Genomic DNA, 20,151 nt, shown 5'->3' with positions numbered 1-20,151 from the left:
GGACCCGGCCGATTTAGCCGGAATTGGTAGTGCGGAGATATGCATGGCATCTGCAGCGGAACAATTGGCATCCAATCTCAATTTTTCAACCTTTGCCAAGGCAGAGGATTTGAAGAAACGCCTGTGGTTCACGCTGGGCGCCTTGCTGGTCTACCGCTTGGGAACGCATATTCCGCTTCCAGGCCTTAATCCTGCAGCCTATGCTCAGGCCTTCCAGGGCCAGGCCGGCGGCATTCTCGGCCTTTTCAACATGTTTTCGGGCGGCGCCGTCCAGCGCATGGCGATCTTTGCCCTCGGCATCATGCCGTATATTTCCGCTTCGATCATCGTGCAGCTCATGACGTCAGTCGTGCCGGCGCTCGAGAACCTGAAGAAGGAAGGCGAACAAGGCCGCAAGATCATCAACCAGTACACCCGCTACGGCACCGTGTTGCTCGGCACATTGCAGGCCTATGGCATTGCGATAGGGCTTGAGAGCGGCAACGGGCTCGTGGTCAATCCCGGCATCTTCTTCATCGCGACGACGGTCGTTTCGCTGCTCGGTGGCACGATGTTCCTGATGTGGCTCGGCGAGCAGATCACGTCGCGTGGTATCGGCAACGGCATCTCGCTGATCATTTTTGCAGGTATTGCAGCCGGTCTCCCGACCGCACTTGCCGGCACTCTTGAACTCGGCCGTACTGGCGCGCTTTCCACCGGCCTTATCCTGACCGTGCTCGTCGTTGCCATCCTTGTTATTGGACTGATCGTCTTTGTTGAGCGCGCCCAGCGTCGCCTGCTCATCCAGTATCCGAAGCGTCAGGTCGGCAACCGCATGTTCCAGGGCGATACCTCGCATCTGCCGCTGAAGCTGAACACCTCGGGCGTTATCCCGGCCATCTTCGCATCATCGCTGCTGCTTCTGCCGGCGACCGTAGCTGGCTTTGCCAACACGACCGGTCTGCCGTCCTGGGTCACCTCGATCGTTGCAGCGCTTGGCCATGGCCAGCCGCTCTACATGGTCCTCTACGCCGCCATGATCGCGTTCTTCGCTTTCTTCTACACGGCTATCGTCTTCAATCCGAAGGACACCGCAGACAATCTGAAGAAGCATGGCGGCTTCATTCCTGGCATTCGTCCGGGCGAACGCACCGCGGAATATATCGACTACGTGCTGACCCGAATCACGGTCATCGGAGCGATCTATCTCGTCATCGTTTGCATTCTGCCGGAAATCCTGGTGTCGCAAACGGGCATCCCGCTGTCCCTTGGCGGTACTTCGCTTTTGATCGTGGTTAGCGTAACGCTGGATACGGTGGCGCAGATTCAGGGGCACCTGATCGCACAGCAGTACGAAGGCCTGATCAAGAAATCGAAGTTGCGGGGAGGTAAGAGGGGGCGATGAGATTAATACTTTTGGGGCCGCCGGGAGCAGGTAAGGGGACCCAGGCCCAGCGTATCGTGGAAAAGCACGGAATTCCGCAGCTCTCCACAGGCGATATGCTGCGAGCTGCAGTTGCTGCCGGTACCGAAGTGGGCAAGCGCGCCAAGGCCGTCATGGACGCCGGCAACCTTGTTTCCGATGAGATTGTCAATGCGATCGTATCCGAGCGTCTCGACGCGCCGGATTGTGCCAATGGCTTCATTCTCGACGGCTACCCGCGCACGCTGGTTCAGGCCGATGCGACCGAGGTGATGCTGAAGGCGAAGGGCATAGAGCTTTCAGCCGTCATCGAGATCGAAGTCGACGACAAGATCCTCGCGGATCGCGTTTCCGGCCGGTACACCTGCGCCAATTGCGGCGCTGGCTATCACGACACTAATGTGAAGCCGCATGTGGAAGGCGTCTGCGATCGTTGCGGTTCGACTCACTTCAAGCGTCGTCCAGATGATAACCGCGAGACTGTGGTGACCCGCCTGGCGGCCTACTACAGGGAAACCTCGCCACTGATCGGCTACTACCACGCAAAGGGTAAGCTGAAAGTGGTCGACGGCATGGCCGACATCGATCACGTCACCGCCGAGATCGATGCTATTCTTTCGAAGCTTTAAGGCTTTGAAAATAAACTTGGCGGGGCCGGTTGCTTTTTTGCACCGATTCCGCTAAACACCGCGCCAACTCGCGACATTCCGATGCGATCGGCGCGGATTTCCCAAGGGAATTCCGGGTTCGGTCGTATTGACATGTACGGACCTAAATTTGAACGGGCGGTTCTAGTGGCCGCATAACGAAGCCCACTTGCCGGATGGCAACTGGAACGCAAGGAGAATAGACGTGGCACGTATCGCTGGCGTCAACATCCCGACGGCAAAGCGCGTTGTTATTGCGCTGACCTACATTCACGGGATCGGACCTAAGTTTGCACAGGAAATCGTCGAAAAGGTCGGCATTCCGGCTGAGCGTCGCGTTCATCAGCTGACCGACGCTGAAGTTCTGCAGATCCGCGAAACCATCGACCGTGATTATCAGGTCGAAGGTGATCTTCGTCGCGAAACCGCGATGAACATCAAGCGCCTGATGGACCTCGGCTGCTACCGTGGCTTGCGTCATCGCCGCGGCCTGCCGGTTCGCGGCCAGCGCACGCATACCAATGCTCGTACCCGTAAGGGCCCGGCAAAGGCTATCGCAGGCAAGAAGAAGTAATCTCCGGGAAACCGGGTGAGGGAGGCTGGTGGTTCCACCGGCCTCTTTTGAGTTTGGAGTAGCGTCGCAAGGGCGCCGTTCCGGTGGAGCCGCTGGCATTACGGCGGTGCAGAGATCCAAGAAAGGAATACCATGGCCAAGGAAGCCGTACGCGTTCGTCGTCGCGAACGTAAGAATATCTCGTCGGGTGTCGCTCACGTCAACTCGACCTTCAACAACACGATGATCACCATCACCGACGCCCAGGGCAATGCTATCGCCTGGTCGTCCGCTGGTGCCAAGGGCTTCAAGGGCTCGCGCAAGTCCACGCCGTTTGCTGCGCAGATCGCCGCTGAGGATTGCGCCAAGAAGGCCCAGGAACATGGCATGAAGTCGCTGGAAGTCGAAGTTTGCGGTCCGGGTTCGGGTCGTGAATCCGCTCTGCGCGCGCTCCAGGCTGCCGGTTTCATGATCACGTCCATCCGCGACGTGACCCCGATCCCGCACAACGGTTGCCGCCCGCGCAAGAAGCGCCGCGTCTGATCATCGCCAATTAACGGCATCGTCGAAAGCCTTTGGGTTTTCACGGTGCCTTCTCTAGCTCGGTTGCCACGATTGGATGGTGGCAACGAACGGAAGGCAAGAACATGATCCAGAAAAACTGGCAGGAACTGATCAAGCCGAACAAGGTCGACTTCACGTCGAGCGGCCGCACGAAGGTTACCCTCGTTGCTGAACCGCTGGAGCGTGGCTTCGGCCTGACGCTCGGCAACGCGCTTCGCCGCGTTCTCTTGTCGTCGCTGCGCGGCGCAGCCGTGACGGCTGTGCAGATCGACGGCGTGCTGCATGAGTTCTCCTCGATTCCGGGCGTTCGCGAGGACGTGACCGACATCGTGCTCAACATCAAGGAAATCGCCATCAAGATGGATGGCGACGACGCAAAGCGCATGGTCGTGCGTAAGCAGGGCCCGGGCGTTGTCACGGCTGGCGATATTCAGACGGTCGGCGATATCGAAATCCTCAACCCCGAGCATGTCATTTGCACGCTCGACGAGGGCGCCGAAATCCGTATGGAATTCACCGTCAACAACGGCAAGGGCTATGTTCCGGCCGAGCGCAATCGTGCGGAAGACGCTCCGATCGGTCTTATCCCGGTCGACAGCCTGTATTCGCCGGTCAAGAAGGTGTCCTACAAGGTGGAAAACACCCGCGAAGGACAGGTTCTCGACTACGACAAGCTGAACATGACCATCGAAACCGATGGCTCGATCTCCGGTGAAGACGCAGTCGCTTTCGCGGCTCGCATCCTCCAGGATCAGCTTGGCGTGTTCGTCAACTTCGACGAGCCGCAGAAGGAAACCGAGGAAGAGGCAGTCACCGAACTTGCCTTCAACCCGGCGCTCCTCAAGAAAGTGGACGAACTGGAACTGTCTGTTCGCTCGGCAAACTGCCTGAAGAACGACAACATCGTCTACATCGGCGACCTCATTCAGAAGACCGAAGCAGAAATGCTCCGCACCCCGAACTTTGGTCGCAAGTCGCTGAACGAAATCAAGGAAGTTCTCGCTTCCATGGGCCTGCACCTCGGCATGGAAGTGCCGGCATGGCCGCCCGAGAACATCGAAGATCTCGCCAAGCGTTACGAAGACCAGTACTAACAAACAAAAAAGGCAGGCTCTTCGGCTGCCTTTCCCAGTCAAACAGCAGGCAAGTCGCCTGCATGTGCCAGGAAACGGCAGGCCCGGTAGATCAGGGGCACTGCATTAAAGGAGAATAGCCATGCGCCACGGTAAAGCCGGCCGCAAGCTGAATAGAACTGCAAGCCACCGCAAGGCGATGTTCGCCAACATGGCGGCTTCGCTCATCACGCATGAGCAGATCGTGACGACCCTGCCGAAGGCAAAGGAAATCCGTCCGATCGTCGAGAAGTTGGTAACGCTCGGCAAGCGCGGCGACCTGCACGCTCGCCGTCAGGCGATCTCGCAGATCCGTGACGTTGCTGTCGTCACCAAGCTGTTCGACGCGATCGCTACCCGCTACGCCACCCGCAACGGCGGCTACCTGCGCATCATGAAGGCCGGCTTCCGCCAGGGCGACAACGCCGCTCTCGCCGTCGTCGAATTCGTTGACCGCGACACCGACGCCAAGGGCGCAGCCGACAAGGCTCGCGTTGCTGCTGAAGAAGAAGCCGCAGCAGCTTAATCAGCGCTGAAGCGAAATTATTGAAAAGGCCGGACGAGCGATCGTCCGGCCTTTTTGCTATGCCGGTTGGACGTTATCGAATAGCGATGTCGCGTCGATGTCACGATGCCAATCGGATGAGGAGGGAGGGGAGCGAAATGCGACACATGAAGAGGCCTATGGCACTCGGCCTTGCCCTCGTCGCAGTGATCGCCTGCGGCCTTTCGCTTAGAATCTTTGGCTATTCCTTGCACCTGCCGTTCGTGGTGGTGAAATACGGTGGATCTGCGCTGTGGGCGGCGATGGTCTATGTGCTGCTAGCTCTGGTGTTCTCTGACCGACGGCCTGTTCATATCGCGGCTGTTGCAATTGTCGTGGCAGTCGGCGTGGAGTTTCTCCGACTCTTCCATACCCCTTGGCTGGATGAATTCCGGCTGACGCTAACCGGCGCCCTGCTCTTGGGGCGAATATTCTCGTTATGGAATATCGCGGCCTATATCGTCGGCATTGCCACCGCGTTCGCGCTCGACATGATTTTTGGCACCAGGGACAGGAATGCCTCGGTTCCTGCATCTCACTAGCTTCTTGAAGGGTGCCAATCGGTGTTATAGTCGCAGCCGCTTGCACCGTACCAGATTCAGCCTACCTGATAGTGACAGTCCGGTACGATTGATTTAGGACAATTCCAAAAAGCAGGGGTTTGCCCGTTGGAATGGCGAAGTTGTTTCGCCGCAGGCCTAGCCCGATAATTTGCGACGTCGAGGAAGACACCATGCCAGCTTATCGTTCAAGAACAACGACCCACGGCCGTAATATGGCAGGCGCGCGCGGACTTTGGCGCGCGACGGGCATGAAGGACAGCGATTTCGGCAAGCCGATCATTGCCGTGGTGAACTCGTTCACCCAGTTCGTGCCCGGTCACGTCCACCTCAAGGATCTTGGCCAGCTCGTTGCCCGCGAGATCGAGGCCGCCGGCGGTGTTGCCAAGGAGTTCAACACGATCGCTGTCGACGACGGCATCGCGATGGGCCATGACGGCATGCTCTATTCGCTGCCCTCGCGCGAACTGATCGCCGACAGCGTCGAATACATGGTCAACGCGCATTGCGCCGACGCCATGGTCTGCATCTCGAATTGCGACAAGATTACGCCCGGCATGCTGATGGCGTCCCTGCGCCTCAATATTCCGACGGTCTTCGTTTCCGGCGGCCCGATGGAAGCCGGCAAGGTCGTCCTGCATGGCAAGACGCACGCGCTCGATCTGGTCGACGCGATGGTCGCCGCGGCCGACGACAAGATCAGCGATGAGGACGTCAAGGTCATCGAACGCTCGGCCTGTCCGACCTGCGGTTCTTGCTCTGGCATGTTCACGGCCAATTCGATGAACTGCCTGACGGAAGCGCTCGGCCTGTCGCTGCCCGGCAACGGCTCGACGCTGGCGACGCATGCCGACCGCAAGCGCCTCTTCGTCGAGGCCGGCCATCTGATCGTCGATATTGCTCGCCGTTACTACGAGCAGGAAGACGAAACGGTTCTGCCGCGCAAGGTCGCATCCAAGAAGGCCTTCGAGAATGCCATGTCGCTCGATATCGCCATGGGCGGATCGACGAATACGGTGCTGCATATTCTGGCAGCAGCACACGAAGGCGAGATCGATTTCACCATGGCTGACATCGACGCTCTGTCGCGTCGCGTTCCCTGCTTGTCGAAGGTGGCGCCCGCCAAGAGCGATGTTCACATGGAAGACGTCCACCGCGCCGGCGGTATCATGTCGATCCTCGGCGAGCTGGAAAAGGGTGGCCTGATCAATCGCGATTGCCCGACCGTTCACGCCGAAACGCTGGGCGATGCCATCGACCGCTGGGATATCACCCGCACCAACAGCGACACCGTCCGCAATTTCTTCCGCGCAGCACCTGGCGGCGTCCCGACCCAGGTCGCCTTCAGCCAGGAAGCGCGCTGGGACGAGCTGGACATGGACCGCGAACACGGCGTCATTCGCTCCGTCGAGCACCCATTCTCCAAGGATGGCGGTCTTGCTGTCCTCAAGGGCAATCTGGCGCTCGACGGCTGCATCGTGAAGACAGCAGGCGTCGATGAATCGATCCTGAAGTTCTCAGGCCCGGCCCGCGTCTTCGAAAGCCAGGATGCGTCTGTGAAGGCGATCCTTGCGAACGAGATCAAGGCCGGCGATGTCGTCGTCATCCGCTATGAAGGCCCGAAGGGCGGCCCCGGCATGCAGGAAATGCTCTATCCGACGAGCTATCTGAAGTCGAAGGGTCTCGGCAAGGCCTGCGCGCTGGTCACCGACGGCCGCTTCTCCGGCGGCACTTCCGGCCTTTCCATCGGCCACGTCTCGCCGGAAGCGGCTAACGGCGGCACGATCGGCCTCGTGCGCGAAGGCGACATGATCGACATCGACATCCCGAACCGCACGATCAGCCTGCGCGTCAGCGATGCAGAGTTGGCAGCGCGCCGCGCCGAGCAGGACGGCAAGGGCTGGCAGCCGGCCGAGAAGCGCAAGCGCAACGTGACGACGGCACTGAAGGCCTACGCGGCCTTCGCAACGAGCGCCGACCGCGGCGCGGTGCGTATCCTGCCCGAATAAGCGGAAAGCGCTTCAAACGGCTTGAGGTTTTGAGATGGCGTCCGATCTAGTTGGGCGCCATTTCTTTTTAACGGATGATGATGGAGGGGTGTCCCGCCTGATCTCCTGTGGGAAACCTCAGTTGCAGGATCTTGCAGCGCCTTCAACGCACTTTGGCATAGAGAAAGCTGTCCCGAGGCTCGTCTGAAACATTGGGATGCAGGCCGTGGCGCCGCAGCAATCCCTCCCGCACCATGCCTGCTTTTTCCATGACTCGTGCAGAGGCTATATTGTCGACATCGCATGTTGCCTCGGCGCGAAAGATCGCGGGATGCGACAGCGCATGATCTACCGTGTAGGCGACGACCTCACTGGCGACACCTTGTCCCCAATGGTCCCTTCGAATGAGCCAACCATACGAAACTCTCCTTGCAAGCGGGCGGGGATGCACCATGCCGATCAGCATCTGTGGGGCGTCGAGAGGGCTGATGACCGCCGGAAAGCTGACGCCGTCCCGCCAATCGCGATCACCTCGTTCGGCAAAGTCGCGTGTCTGGGAGATGTCCGTATGCGGAGGCCAGATCAGATATTTCGTGACCTCCGGATCGGAAGACCAACCGGCAAAGATTGCATCGGCGTCGGAAGGGCGAATACGCCGGACGAGATAGCGTTTCGTCTCAAATTCGTCAGGGAGGCGATAGGGTTCGCTCATTGGAAAATCTCGATGAAAAGTGCTTGGGTATCGATCAACGCATTACTCAATTGCAACTTAACATCCAGATTGCAGAAAGCCACCTTACAGCTGCCGGTTGATCTTCTTATACGTCTCGTCGAACTGCTTCAGCCGCTCTTCATAGGCCGTCTTGATGCAAGCCGCATCCGCAGCACAAGCCTGCCGTTTCTTCAGCCAGGCTGTCTGCTCATCCTGCAGCGTCCCACGCGAGCCCATCGCCAGCAGGCCGGAGAGCAGGTCGAAGGTCGTGGCCATTTTCACATCGGCATCGTTCAGCGCCCTGTTGTCGCAGATCACTTTTTCGTCTGGTTGAAGCACCTTTGCGTCGCAGTCGAAACTGGCTGCATGAGCCTGATGGGGAAGGGATAGCAGTGAACTCCCTGCCATGACAGAGACCGCCACCATGGTCAGGAAACCACCATGGGTAAAACCGATGCGTCTATTGAATAAAGTCATGCGTTCATTCCCCTCATCTTCAACGCAATTCTGCCGGCAAGGACTATATCACCGAGTGGTGAAGTCCCGGTTTGCCGGCGCTCAAATCCTTCCGAAGCCTTCCTGGAAAAGCCCCGTGAACCTAAATGTACGATCACGCAGTTTTGTTCATTTAAAGGGTAAGGCAGCGGAGTAACGGCCTCTTGATCTTCCTTGGTTCCGCCCCCTTTTCTTTCTAGCGTCTAGCGCTACAACCTTGGTTTCAAGAGCATTTTAAAAGGGTTTCTCTATGCAGCGTTTGCTGAAACATGCCGCCGTTCCGATGATCGCTCTCATTGCCGCTTTTCCCGTCGTTGCCGAGGCGCAGACGGCAAAGGCAGTGCCGCAGAGCCAGATGGAAATGCAGCTTTCCTTTGCGCCGCTGGTGAAGCAGACGGCGGCCGCCGTCGTGAACGTCTATGCCGAGAAAACCGTACGCAGCCAGTCGCCCTTTGCCGGCGATCCCTTCTTCCAGCAGTTCTTCGGCCAGCAGATGCCGAACCGCACCGAAAAGCAATCCTCGCTCGGATCAGGCGTTATCGTCGAGGCCAACGGCACCGTCATTACCAACAACCACGTCGTCGATGGCGCAGACGACATCAAGATTGCGCTTTCGGACGGCCGTGAATTCCCCTGCAAGGTCGTGTTGCGTGACGAGAATGTCGATCTTGCCGTTCTGAAGCTGCAGACGAAAGAAACCTTTCCGACCCTGCCGATCGGCAATTCGGATGCGCTCGAAGTCGGCGATCTCGTGCTTGCCATCGGCAATCCCTTTGGCGTCGGCCAGACCGTGACGAGCGGTATCGTCTCGGCGCTCGCCCGCAATCAGGTGAAGAATTCGGTCGGCTTCTTCATCCAGACCGATGCAGCAATCAATCCCGGCAATTCCGGTGGCGCGCTGATCGACATGAAGGGTGAGCTTGTCGGCCTGAACACTGCGATCTTCTCCCAGAGCGGCGGCTCCAACGGCATTGGCTTTGCCACGCCGGCCAATCTCGTGAAAGTCTTCCTGGCCGCGGCTGATCGCGGCGACAAGACATTCGAGCGCCCCTATATCGGCGCCTCCTTCGAACCTGTCACGTCAGAGGTCGCCGAAGCCCTGGGGCTTGACAAGGTGCGTGGCGCCCTGGTCACGAAGGTCGTTGAGGGTGGACCTGCCGCCAAGGCCGGCCTGAAGCCCGGCGAGGTGGTCACGGCATTGAACGGCATCCCGGTTGAGCATCCCGATGCGCTCGGCTACCGCCTGACCACCGCAGGGCTTGGCGCCAGCGTCTCCCTGACCGTTCTCGACAACGGCAAAGAGCATCAGGACTCGCTGACGTTGGCGGGTGCGCCGGAGACGCGGCCGCGGGATGAACGGCTTATCGACGGCCATAATCCCTTTGCCGGCGCGACGGTCGCCAACCTTTCCCCACGCGTCGCCGACGAAATGCACCTTCCGACCGATACGACAGGCGTCGTTGTCGAAAGTCTGAAGAGCGATTCTGCAGCCGAGCGATTGGGCTTCGCGCCAAAGGATATTATCGTTTCCGTCAATGGCACGGCGATCACCTCGACTCAGAACCTTGAAGCCGCCGCCAAAGAAGATCCGGGCATCTGGCGTGTGGAGATCGAGCGGGATGGCCAGCGGATCAGGCAGTTCTTTCGATGAGCGATGATCTATTTGCACCGCGGGTTCCGGAAGAGGTCGCCAACAGGCGGCCTCTCGCCGATCGCCTGCGGCCGCAAACCCTAGGCGATGTCACCGGTCAGCCACATCTGACCGGTGATGACGGTGTTCTCCGCCGCATGATCGAGAGCGGCTCGCTCGGTTCGATGATCTTCTGGGGACCGCCCGGCACCGGCAAGACGACTGTGGCGCGCTTGCTCTCGGGCGAGGCGGGATTGGCATTCGAGCAGATCTCGGCGATCTTCTCCGGCGTTGCGGACCTGAAGAAGGTCTTCGAAGGGGCCCGCCTGCGCCGCATGGACGGTCGCCAGACATTGCTTTTCGTCGACGAGATTCATCGCTTCAACCGCGCCCAGCAGGACAGTTTCCTACCGGTCATGGAAGACGGTACGGTGATCCTGGTCGGCGCTACGACGGAGAACCCGTCCTTCGAGCTCAACGCCGCTCTTTTGTCCCGCGCACGCGTACTGACTTTCAGGTCGCATGACGAAGAAAGTCTCGAAGAACTCCTCGTCCGTGCGGAAGCCATAGAGCACAAACCTCTGCCGTTGACGACCGACGCCCGCGCCAGCCTGATCCGCATGGCTGATGGCGATGGCCGCGCCGTACTGACGCTGGCCGAGGAAGTCTGGCGCGCGGCGCGCAAGGACGAGAGCTTCGATCCAGACGCGCTTGTCCGCATCGTCCAGCGCCGGGCGCCGGTCTATGACAAGGCGCAGGATGGCCATTACAATCTGATTTCGGCCTTGCATAAGTCCGTCCGCGGCTCGGATCCGGATGCGGCGCTTTACTACCTGGCGCGCATGTTCGATGCCGGCGAGGATCCACTCTATCTCGGCCGACGCCTGGTGCGGATGGCGGTCGAGGATATCGGCCTTGCCGATCCGCAGGCGCTTGTGATCTGCAATGCAGCCAAGGACGCCTATGATTATCTCGGGTCACCGGAAGGTGAATTGGCGCTGGCGCAGGCCTGCGTCTATCTCGCGACCGCGCCGAAATCCAACGCCGTCTATACTGCCTTCAAGGCTGCAACCGCTGCAGCCAAGCAACATGGTTCATTGCTGCCGCCGAAGCATATCCTGAATGCCCCGACCAAACTGATGAAGGGTGAGGGCTACGGCGATGGGTATCGCTACGACCACGACGAACCGGATGCATTTTCAGGACAGGATTACTTCCCGGAGAAAATGGGCCGCCAGACCTTCTACGATCCGCCGGAGCGCGGCTTCGAACGCGATATCAGAAAGAGGCTGGAATGGTGGGCCAAGCTGCGCAAGGAGCGCGGCGGACGATAGGACCGCCGCCCGCCAGGTGTCCCCGGCAATAGGTGTCATTGGCTGGCGGTGTTTGGTTCCGGCGCCCTTTGAATGCGCGGAGCGGATGCCTGGTCGATCATCTTCACGCTGGATTCCGCCAGGCCATTGTGGCCTTCCATGTCGACGATGAGATGCCAGCGACCGGCTTCCGGGATCGTCAGGCGGATGGGAGATTTCTTGGCAACGCCGCCAAGGAATTTGTGATTCAGCGTTTCTGTGAAACGCTGGAAGTTCTGGGCGTTCATGAGCCGCACATTGGCGACTGCCGATAGCGTGATTTCGATCATCACGCCGGCGCGCTGTTCCTTGAGGTCATAGTGAGTATAGCGGAAGGCTGGATTTGGCATTGCTCTTTCGGAATCTGGTGTCACGCGGCATCAGGAGCTTAGCAATTGCCCGGTTAAAGAAGCGTTCAGCTATATACGAGAAGAGCGCCCAGTAAGGGCGCTCCGGTGTCACATTTCAGTGCAGGTTGACGAGTGTAATATTACCGCCGAAGTCGAGCACCGAGCCATCAGGTGCGCGGCATATGTCGGCCGGATTGTAATTGCTTTCCTCGACTGCGAAATGCAGCGCTGCTGCTTCGTTGGCGAACAGGCCGCCGACCAGGCCCTGCCTGTCTTGGACTATCCAGGTTCCGCGGCGGTCCCGACCGATCGTGAAGCGTGGCTGGGTGGCAGCGAGCTTGCTTGCCGAGCTGCGGGGCATCAATTGTGCATTTGCCATTTGCGTCAAAGTCCTCGTTATACCTTGCGTACGATCAGCGGCCGGACCAGTGCATCAGCATCTGGATGGCGCTTGCGACGAGAAAGACCAGCGCCAGACGAGGGGCGATGGCAATCATGCCGGACTGCCAGGAATGAGGAGAAGCGGTGTGCGTGGCGTGAGCCTTTGCAACCGCCCGCCGGCGTTGGAGCGGGTCCACCGGGCCGGCATGATCTGCATAGCGTGACATCACATAAATCCTTTCTTGATGTCGCCGGCACCCTGCCAATTAGATCGGTATGGGTGCCACGCTGATGAATCTATTGATGGAGGGATAGGATTTCCATTTGAGGAGATTCCGAAAAATATAAAAATCTCATAGCGATAGGTAATGTCCGACAACATGCCGGGGCATGGCGTTCAGGTCACAGGAAGCCTTGCAGCCTGCCTGGAGCGTCTCCAGAGCATCGCTGATGACGCCCGCCGTATCGCTCTCCACGCAAACCAGCGGCAGACGAACCTCGGCCTTCGCTTTTTCAAGGACTGCCAGCGCATGTTTGATCGTCGCCGGCTCGCTTTCGCGGCTCAGAGCGCGGAAGAGCGGATGCAGCCGGTCCAGCAGGACCGATGCTGCGGGAAGATTCCCTGCACCAGCGGCATGCTGCATGGCCGCTACCAATCGCGGGGCGACATTGGAGGCTGACGATATGACGCCTTGCCCACCGGCGAGGGTGAAGCCCAAAGAGGTCGCGTCATGTGTTGAGAACAGGGCCGACCCCGACGGCAATAGACGTCGCCAATCGGTGACTCTTTCGATATTGCCTGTCCCATCGGCGATCCCGATAATTCCGGTTATCGCGCCCAACTGGGCAACGGTCGCCGGGGCAAGGTCGATCGCCGTATGAGACGGCAGATTGTGAACGATGATCGGGATATCGACGGCGGCCGAAAGCGTTTCGAAATGATGGATGACACCCTTCTGTCCTGGCTTGGAATAGTAGGGCAGGGTGACTAGGGCAGCCGTGGCGCCAAGCGCCTTTGCGTGCCGCGTCTCCTCGATGGTCGTCGCGGTATCATTCGTGCCCGTTGCGGCGATTACAGGGACCTTGCCCTCGGCGATTTCAACGCAGGTTCCAATGATCTCGGCGCGTTCCGCCTCTGTCAGGACCGGCCCTTCGCCGGTCAGGCCGCAAGCAACCAGCCCATCGACGCCGCTTCGGATTTGCCATTCGACCAGCGCCATCAGACTGACGCGATCCAGCGCGCCGTTCTCGAAGGGGGTGACGAGCGCCGTGATCGCCCCGCTGATGCGCGGCGGCGGCCTGTTTGTTTCCATATAGACTGTTCTCATCTGTCGATGCTCAGAAATAGGAAAGCACGATGTAGAGCTCGAGTGCGCCGAGCAGCAGGCCGAAACCCATCATGATGTAGGCCGTGCGCTTCTCGCGCATCTGGCGGTTTCGGCGTCGCCGCCCGTGCGTGGAGGGCGAGGCGGAAGAGGATCCTGAGAGGCGGTGATCTTGGGTGTGATCCTTGGCGAGATAGCGGATCGTTTCAGGCATATCGGGGGAAAGAGAGTCGAGCATGGCATTCACCTTTGCGTTCCACCATCACGTTAACGCCGCGCCGCATAGGAAATCCATTCGTGAGAAAAGGCGAAGAAATAGGAAAAATATAAAGGCACTTCACTCCGCTTCTACGGAAGCGCTGCCCTGTTGGCTCCGCGCCAAAAGGGCTTGAAGTGCCGGAGGTTACATTTCCTCCGGCCGACATTCGGTCACGCCATCAAGGCTCAGCCGGCCTTCAGGTTCTCCCGATCTAGCTGGCTCACCAGGGCGAGGATTGTTTCCGAGGTCGGGGTGGGGACATCCGAAAGCTTGCCCAGCGACACGACCATCCCGACCAGCGGCGTGATTTCCAGAGCCTTGCCGCCCAAGAGATCCTGGAGCATCGACGTGCGCACAGCACCGACATGACGCGACTGCTCCAGCCGGCTTTCGATGGAGACGCTGAAGCGGGCGCCAAGCGCTTCGCCGACGGACTTGACCTCGTTCATCACTTTGGCGACCGTCTCGGAGAGGGCAGGGTCGGCCATGATGTCGGTCATCAGCGCTCTGGTGAGCGCGCTGATCGGGTTGAAGGCCGCATTGCCCATCAGCTTGCTCCAGATATCGTCGCGAATCCGCGGCGATGTGGTGACGGTAAGCCCCGCATTCGTCAAAAGCGAGGAAATCGCCTGGAGATCCGCGGTCGCTTCGCCCGAGGGTTCGCCGAGCAGGAAGCGGCCCTTGTTGGAGAGCCTGATTTCGCCCGGATTGACCACCTCGGCACCTTGATAGGCGACGCAACCGATCACGCGCTCCGGCCCGATCAGGCGCCAGAGGTCGCCGTTCGGGTCGAGTTCTTCGATCTGCCTTTCGGCAAAGCGGCTGTCGCGATCCCGATGGAAATACCACCAGGGAATGCCGTTCAGGATCATCACGACGCGGGTGCCGTCGTGCATCAGCTTTGCGATATCAGCTGCTGCGCCGCCCAGCTGATGCCCCTTGAGGCCGGTGATGACGAGGTCCTGCTTCGGCAGTTGCGAAGCATCATCTGTCGCTGCCGGATGCGTGACAAGCGGCTCATCCGCCCCGGCTTCCCACACGCGCAGACCATTCTTGCGGATGCCGGCGAGATGCGCGCCGCGCGCTACGACGGAGACGGTCGCCTCATTCTTGAGGGCTGTCGCGATCTTTCCCGCGACCGCGCCGCCAAGTGCGCCCGCGCCGAAGATGCATATGTTTTTCAACGTCGCCATACGTCGGTCTCCATCCTGGTTATCGAGATAACACGTAGCACATATGGACGGAGCAACGAGCAATTTTAGGGAGGATTTTAGGCAAGCCCGTCCGGTTTTGTCGGGTGGAACAAACCCGGCTGCCACGGTGTTGAGGTCGCGTAGATCTCGGAGGATATCGAAATGCAGAATATCGAAAAGGAACGGCAGGAGCGGTTGGCCAAGGGCCCAATCCCATCAAAGAGGGAAGCGCCTTCTCCTGCCGTTCAATCGCTGCAGAAGGACAAGGCAAGCCCTGACAAGCAACTCGACAGAGGCTTGGAAGATACATTTCCGGCAAGTGACCCTGTTTCCGCCACGACCACGATAAAGCCAGGTGGTCCCCAGTAAGGAGCCATGCGCCTAGGTGAGGTCGCAACTTACGTCGAGGCGGCTTCGGTCTCATTCCCGGATGTCGCCGCCTTGGTAGTCGCAAGGGCAGCCTGGCTGTCGGTGGAGAGTACAGGCGTCGGAAGCGGAGTGCCGCGCTTGCGCTCCCGGACAAGCGTCAGCAGTCCGGAGCAGATGATCAATGCTATGCCGAAAGCCATCGGCATATCGACACTATCGTTGAAAATGAAATAGCCAAAGCCTATCGCCCAGATCATCTGGCTATATTGCGGCGGCGCGACCAGACTGGCCGGCGCCATTCGCGCGGAAGTCATCGCAAAGACGTTTCCAAGCGCACCGAAGAGGCCATACCCGGCCAGAAACAGCCATTCTTGCGCGGTCGGAACCGTCAGATCGGAGACCATCAGCACGCCCGATATGAAAAGGATACCGAGGAGTGCCGAGCCGTAGAGCGACAACAGCTTCTCGGCGGGACCAAGCGCACGCACCGCAACGATGGAGATTGCCGCGACCAGGCCGCCGGTTGCCGCAGCCAGATGTCCGATCGAAAGCTCGCGAAAACCGGGCCGCAGCACCACAAGCACGCCGAGAAAGCCGATGATGACGGCAGCCCAGCGCTGCCAGCGCACGTCTTCCTTGAGGAAGATCACCGACAGAATGGTGACGAAGCAGGGCAGCAGGAAAAGCAGGAGAAGGCTTCCGCCATCGGAAGCTTGGTGAAAGCTATGATCGAGGCGATGGAGCCGATGGCCGCACAGACGAAGCGCAACAGCCACAGCCAACGGTTCGAGGTCGCCACCATGTCGCTCCAGCGGTCGCCGCGGCCCTTGATGAAAGGCAGGGCAACGATGCCTAGGACCGCGCCGATGAAGGCGGCCTGATAGGCGGGAACTGCACCGTGGAGAATTTTGACGGAAGCATCGCTGAAGGCGTAGACCGCATAGGCCAGGAACGCGAGCAGGACGCCACGGATGTGTGACTGGGTGGCGATCATATTACCGAATCTGGAAATGGTCCGTCTTTTGTACGGACTTCACCTGCGAGCAGCAGGCCTTATTCGGTATAGCTGCCATGCATTGTAGCAGGGGCGGAGCAAAGCGTCCGATGGACTTGGACATGAGGCATCTGCCGCACCCTGCCGGATGCGGCAGGCTGTTTTTGCATCGTCAGCTCGTGCCGATGATCTTGCTGCATGCCATGGCGGCTTCGGGATTGGCGAGCACCGCCATCAGCAGCGATAGTGCGATTGTCGAGAGCGTATAGGTAAAGAACTTCATTCGCAGCTCCTTCTCCAGCCCATCCGGCTATATGGAGGAGGTCATCGGCGTTTCAAACGCATGAGAGATAATTCCACCGCCGATCCAGCGCAAATCCGCTCACGATTTCGCGAGATCTCGGCTATGTTCGCATGAGCAACGGGGACATCCGATGACGCCTGTTACGTCATCGCGGGATAGGTGGATGAGACAGTTGAAATCGGCAAGTTTCTTACGCGCCGCGGCGCGATCACTGGTTGGAGCGAGCGTCATCTCGGCGCTGTATGTCGTTCTGGCGATGTCATCGGCGACCGCGGAGGACGCACAGCAGACGCCGAAATCCAAGGAACAGGTGGAGAAGCTGGTTGGGCTCTTCCATCAGCATTTCGACGGAGCTCATAGCCTGACGGAGCGCCGTACCGCCTTCCGCAAGCTGATGGATGCTGCCCCGGAACCTAGCCGCGTCCAAATCAGGCATATCGATGCAGATGGCGTGGAGGGGGAGATGTTATGGCCCGCTCGCCTTCATTATCCCATCGGCACTAGGGCTATCCTCTATATTCACGGCGGCGGCTTCTACAGCGGATCGCCCGAGACGCATCGGGCAATCGCCGGCTCGCTCGCCAAGGCAGCCTCGGCCGATGTGTTTCTCATCGATTACCGGCTGATGCCTGATTACGTCTATCCGACGCAGATCGATGACGCGCTGACGGTTTTTCGATGGCTGCTGCAATCGGGATATCGCAGCGAGAATATCGTAATCGTCGGCGACGCTGCCGGGGGAAATATCGCCCTGGAGGCTACTCTGCGGCAGATGCGGGCCATGCGCCCTTTGCCGGCCGGTGTGGTCGCGATGAGCCCCCTGACGGACCTCGCGGAAACCGGAAACTCGATGAAGGAGAATGCCAACAGCGATCCGGTGGTCGGCAAGCCGCAGTTGGAGGCAGTCCGCAAGGCCTATCTCGGAAAGATGTCGCCGACCGATCCCGATGCTTCGCCGCTCTATGCCGATCTCAAAGGCTTCCCGCCGCTGCTGCTTCAGGTCGGCTCGCGAGAGACGCTTCTCGATGATACGCTTCGCTTCGCCGCCAAGGCACGCGAAGCCGGTGTCGATGTCACCTCGGAGGTCTGGCCCGGCATGATCCATCAATGGCAGCTCTTCCCCTTCTGGCTCGACGACGCCCGCCGCTCGAACCAGAGGATCGCCGAGTTTGCGATGAAGCATTTTGCCGATCAGCCGCAGGAGTGAGGGCTGAGGCGCTTACCGCCAGAACCGCTTGGCATCCAACACGTCGTCCAGCGACGCCTGCGCCTTGTCGATCAGCGCTCCCTTGTTGGCACGCGATATGACGGTGTCGCGGGCAGGGTGATTGGAGAGGCCGTGCTGACTAAGCACCCTCGGACCGGTCGCCAGATCGTTCAGGTCGCCGAGATGATCCTGCAGTTCTTCCATGGATGCGATGAACCGCTTGTGCCGACGGACGCCGCGCTTGTTGTCGAACAGCGATCCGAAGAACTCGGCGGCATATCTGAGTTTCTTCGCATCCTTGCGGGCCTGGTGACGTTCTTCGTCATCGACTTCGGCAAGGTCTCGGCCATGCTTCTTCAGCTTCCTGCGCATCTTGCCGAGCGCCTTGGCGGCGAAGTCGTGGGCAGGTGCATTTCCGGGCACGACGCGTGCATGATAGTCGCCGCACTCAAGCCATTCGTTGAAATCCAGCATCAACGCCCTGGCTCTCGATGATCCCAGCGCCATGACGGCATCGTCATAGACGGCCTCGCGTGCATCCTTCAGCTTGGCCCGCAAATCGCGATCCGTCGCCTTTGTCATCAGGACATCCAGATTTCGGGCTTCCCCGAGGACGCCTGCGAGCCAGCGGAATTCATCCTTGAGCCGCTGCGGCTCGTTGCCTCGCAGCAGCGGTTTGAACAGCGAGAATGCCGACCGAAGGCGTCGGATGGCGACGCGGGCCTGATGCAGCGCTTCCGCGTTTCTCCGCAGCAGAAGGATATCTTCATTCAGGCGGAAGTGCCGGAAGCAGGAGGCGACGATCGTCTGGAAAGCGGAGATCGTGCGCATGTTGCGGTCGAGATGCAGAGGCTCGGCCTTGTATGCGTTCTGTTGCGCTTCGATGAGCGAGAAACCACGCTCAGCCTTTGAGCGGGCGCCGAAGCGGAACGGCGCAACTGCCTCCAGTTTTCGCGCGAAGATGAAGAGGCTATCCCGGTCGCCATCCTTCAGCTCGATCTCGGCTTCGCAAATGGAGGTCGCACGCTCGCCGGAGACGACCTTGCCCTGGTCGAGCGCCACCTCGATTGTCGAGCCGGATTCATCGATATTCCAGACCCGACGCGCGATCTCGACGACAAAGAGAGGCGCGACCTCGAGATCGGTGCCGAATTCGCTTTGAAGAGGACTGGTGTGGTCGAGAACAGGCGTATCTTCCTGGACCGGCGTCTCCCATTCCGATCGCGCAAACAGCGAGGCGCTTTCCCCTGTCGCCTTGACTGTCTGCATTCGCGCCTCGCCGGTGCGGCGAATACGCAACGTAAAGCCGTGTTCGAACAGTGTCCGGTCCGCGGTGTCGAAATAGGTCGAAGTCTGCATCAGAACGCTATTCGGCTCGCCCAGAATATCGGAACTGAGAAGCTGTTTCACGGCTTCCAGGGAAAGCTCGAGTTTCAGTTCGATTTCGGATGGCAAGGACGATCTCCCGGTTTCTGGACAGGGACAAGGATTGAATGCTGGAGATAGCGCGGCATCCCTACGCGTCGATAATACTTAGGATAGTTCAGGAGGAGGGCGTCCCCTACAGAGGTGTGACAAGCATACCCCGAAGTACCGCCTGTGCATGCTGGGCAGCCAGATCGCTCAGCTTCGGCGGAGAGGCGCTGAATTCTCCGAATACCTCATGAAACAGCAGCGCAGTGACCATCGGGCCGATGATCGAAAACGCATAGAGTTTCGGATCGCCCGGCCGAACCTCGTTGCGGGCCTGTGCCTGGGCAATAAGGCCGGTCAGGAACGCCAGCACCTTTGTAACGACTTCGTCGTGCCAGATACGGGCGAGGTCGGGAAATGTCCGGCTATCGGCAACCACCATTCGGACAATGGCGGGCACGCGGCTGTCGCTCAAGTGATCGGCCATCCGGATCAGCAGCGCAGGCACGAGTTCGGCGAGCGAGCCTCCGAATGCACTCGCCGCCTGCCCGATCGCGTCCAGATTGGTGGCGATGGCATGCCGGGCGACGGCGCGGAACACGTCTTCCTTCGTGTCGAAGTAGCGATAGAGCGTGCCTTTGACGATGCCCGCCCGCTTGGCGACATCATCAAGCCTGGCGGCCGCGAAGCCCTTTTCGACGAACACGTCCATCGCCGCCTCGATGATCTCGGCCGGCCGCGCTTCCTTGCGGCGGTTCCACTTTGGTTGGATCTCAGACAATTCCCGCGACCTGTGC

The 20,151-nt window shown here is 59.6% G+C and carries 22 protein-coding genes and 1 pseudogene; 12 read left to right on the top strand and 11 right to left on the bottom strand.

The features are described from left to right. The first annotated feature begins 43 nt into the window (after positions 1-43). From secY to ilvD, 8 genes are all read left to right on the top strand, one after another. On the top strand, positions 44-1,384 hold the full coding sequence (secY, locus tag EV561_RS00765; RefSeq protein WP_132516649.1) for a preprotein translocase subunit SecY: 1,341 nt from the start codon (positions 44-46) through the stop codon (positions 1,382-1,384). After that, a complete protein-coding gene (locus EV561_RS00760) occupies positions 1,381-2,031 on the top strand; it encodes an adenylate kinase (RefSeq protein ID WP_132516647.1) in 651 nt (216 codons plus the stop codon). The genes secY and EV561_RS00760 overlap by 4 nt, the downstream gene beginning before the upstream one ends. A 223-nt stretch (positions 2,032-2,254) precedes the next feature. Next, on the top strand, positions 2,255-2,623 hold the full coding sequence (gene rpsM, locus EV561_RS00755; RefSeq protein WP_011424992.1) for a 30S ribosomal protein S13: 369 nt from the start codon (positions 2,255-2,257) through the stop codon (positions 2,621-2,623). A 132-nt stretch (positions 2,624-2,755) separates the two neighbouring features. Then, on the top strand, positions 2,756-3,145 hold the full coding sequence (rpsK, locus tag EV561_RS00750) for a 30S ribosomal protein S11 (RefSeq protein ID WP_003547577.1): 390 nt from the start codon (positions 2,756-2,758) through the stop codon (positions 3,143-3,145). Positions 3,146-3,249: 104 nt separating this feature from the next. Then, positions 3,250-4,260 carry a DNA-directed RNA polymerase subunit alpha gene (locus EV561_RS00745; RefSeq protein ID WP_132516645.1) on the top strand — a complete coding sequence of 337 codons (1,011 nt, stop codon included), beginning with the start codon at positions 3,250-3,252 and terminating at the stop codon, positions 4,258-4,260. A gap of 121 nt (positions 4,261-4,381) precedes the next feature. Beyond that, complete coding sequence (gene rplQ / locus EV561_RS00740) at positions 4,382-4,804, top strand: 50S ribosomal protein L17 (RefSeq protein WP_132516643.1); 423 nt, start codon at positions 4,382-4,384, stop codon at positions 4,802-4,804. Between the two features lie 158 nt (positions 4,805-4,962). Further along, positions 4,963-5,364 (top strand): DUF2809 domain-containing protein, encoded by a 402-nt coding sequence (locus EV561_RS00735; protein ID WP_245512558.1) that lies wholly within the window; start codon positions 4,963-4,965, stop codon positions 5,362-5,364. Between the two features lie 191 nt (positions 5,365-5,555). Further along, the gene (ilvD, locus tag EV561_RS00730; RefSeq protein WP_132516639.1) at positions 5,556-7,391 is read left to right on the top strand and encodes a dihydroxy-acid dehydratase; all 1,836 of its coding nucleotides are present in this window, start codon (positions 5,556-5,558) and stop codon (positions 7,389-7,391) included. A gap of 142 nt (positions 7,392-7,533) precedes the next feature. Here ilvD and EV561_RS00725 read toward each other — a convergent pair whose 3' ends face one another. Continuing rightward, the gene (locus EV561_RS00725; protein WP_132516637.1) at positions 7,534-8,082 is read right to left on the bottom strand and encodes a GNAT family N-acetyltransferase; all 549 of its coding nucleotides are present in this window, start codon (positions 8,080-8,082) and stop codon (positions 7,534-7,536) included. Between the two features lie 84 nt (positions 8,083-8,166). Beyond that, positions 8,167-8,508 (bottom strand): lysozyme inhibitor LprI family protein, encoded by a 342-nt coding sequence (locus EV561_RS00720; RefSeq protein WP_132518016.1) that lies wholly within the window; start codon positions 8,506-8,508, stop codon positions 8,167-8,169. 319 nt (positions 8,509-8,827) lie between these two features. On the opposite strand from EV561_RS00720, the gene EV561_RS00715 reads away from it, so the two are divergent. After that, the gene (locus EV561_RS00715) at positions 8,828-10,228 is read left to right on the top strand and encodes a DegQ family serine endoprotease (RefSeq protein WP_132516635.1); all 1,401 of its coding nucleotides are present in this window, start codon (positions 8,828-8,830) and stop codon (positions 10,226-10,228) included. Next, positions 10,225-11,541 (top strand): replication-associated recombination protein A, encoded by a 1,317-nt coding sequence (locus EV561_RS00710; protein ID WP_132516633.1) that lies wholly within the window; start codon positions 10,225-10,227, stop codon positions 11,539-11,541. The genes EV561_RS00715 and EV561_RS00710 overlap by 4 nt, the downstream gene beginning before the upstream one ends. 35 nt (positions 11,542-11,576) lie before the next feature. On the opposite strand, the gene EV561_RS00705 is transcribed toward EV561_RS00710, so the two are convergent. From EV561_RS00705 to EV561_RS00680, 6 genes are all read right to left on the bottom strand, one after another. Beyond that, positions 11,577-11,909: a DUF1883 domain-containing protein gene (locus tag EV561_RS00705; RefSeq protein WP_132516631.1), complete on the bottom strand. Its 333-nt coding sequence runs from the start codon at positions 11,907-11,909 to the stop codon at positions 11,577-11,579. Between the two features lie 115 nt (positions 11,910-12,024). Next, complete coding sequence (locus tag EV561_RS00700; protein WP_132516629.1) at positions 12,025-12,288, bottom strand: hypothetical protein; 264 nt, start codon at positions 12,286-12,288, stop codon at positions 12,025-12,027. A 34-nt stretch (positions 12,289-12,322) separates the two neighbouring features. Continuing rightward, a complete protein-coding gene (locus tag EV561_RS00695; protein WP_132516627.1) occupies positions 12,323-12,517 on the bottom strand; it encodes a hypothetical protein in 195 nt (64 codons plus the stop codon). Positions 12,518-12,643: 126 nt separating this feature from the next. Continuing rightward, positions 12,644-13,618, bottom strand: coding sequence for a 4-hydroxy-tetrahydrodipicolinate synthase (gene dapA / locus EV561_RS00690; protein WP_245512557.1), 975 nt, complete (start codon positions 13,616-13,618; stop codon positions 12,644-12,646). A 10-nt stretch (positions 13,619-13,628) separates the two neighbouring features. Then, positions 13,629-13,853 carry a hypothetical protein gene (locus tag EV561_RS00685; protein ID WP_132516625.1) on the bottom strand — a complete coding sequence of 75 codons (225 nt, stop codon included), beginning with the start codon at positions 13,851-13,853 and terminating at the stop codon, positions 13,629-13,631. A gap of 206 nt (positions 13,854-14,059) precedes the next feature. Continuing rightward, a complete protein-coding gene (locus EV561_RS00680; protein ID WP_132516623.1) occupies positions 14,060-15,067 on the bottom strand; it encodes a 2-dehydropantoate 2-reductase in 1,008 nt (335 codons plus the stop codon). Positions 15,068-15,229: 162 nt separating this feature from the next. Between EV561_RS00680 and EV561_RS37540 the strand changes: the two genes are divergently transcribed. Next, positions 15,230-15,436: a hypothetical protein gene (locus EV561_RS37540; RefSeq protein WP_132516621.1), complete on the top strand. Its 207-nt coding sequence runs from the start codon at positions 15,230-15,232 to the stop codon at positions 15,434-15,436. A gap of 29 nt (positions 15,437-15,465) precedes the next feature. Here EV561_RS37540 and EV561_RS00670 read toward each other — a convergent pair. Continuing rightward, positions 15,466-16,430 (bottom strand): annotated as a pseudogene (locus EV561_RS00670) (DMT family transporter). Between the two features lie 533 nt (positions 16,431-16,963). Here EV561_RS00670 and EV561_RS00665 point away from each other — a divergent pair. Then, positions 16,964-17,941: an alpha/beta hydrolase gene (locus EV561_RS00665; RefSeq protein WP_245512583.1), complete on the top strand. Its 978-nt coding sequence runs from the start codon at positions 16,964-16,966 to the stop codon at positions 17,939-17,941. Between the two features lie 12 nt (positions 17,942-17,953). Here EV561_RS00665 and EV561_RS00660 read toward each other — a convergent pair whose 3' ends face one another. Together EV561_RS00660 and EV561_RS00655 are read right to left on the bottom strand one after the other, a co-directional pair. Beyond that, complete coding sequence (locus tag EV561_RS00660) at positions 17,954-19,396, bottom strand: CHAD domain-containing protein (RefSeq protein ID WP_132516617.1); 1,443 nt, start codon at positions 19,394-19,396, stop codon at positions 17,954-17,956. A gap of 106 nt (positions 19,397-19,502) precedes the next feature. Continuing rightward, positions 19,503-20,135 (bottom strand): TetR/AcrR family transcriptional regulator, encoded by a 633-nt coding sequence (locus EV561_RS00655; protein ID WP_245512556.1) that lies wholly within the window; start codon positions 20,133-20,135, stop codon positions 19,503-19,505. Between the last annotated feature and the right edge of the window lie 16 nt (positions 20,136-20,151).

The organism is Rhizobium sp. BK376 (assembly GCF_004341625.1).
Lineage (GTDB): Bacteria > Pseudomonadota > Alphaproteobacteria > Rhizobiales > Rhizobiaceae > Rhizobium.
Note: the sequence above shows the minus strand (reverse complement) of the source record. Positions and strands in the feature narration are given on the sequence as shown.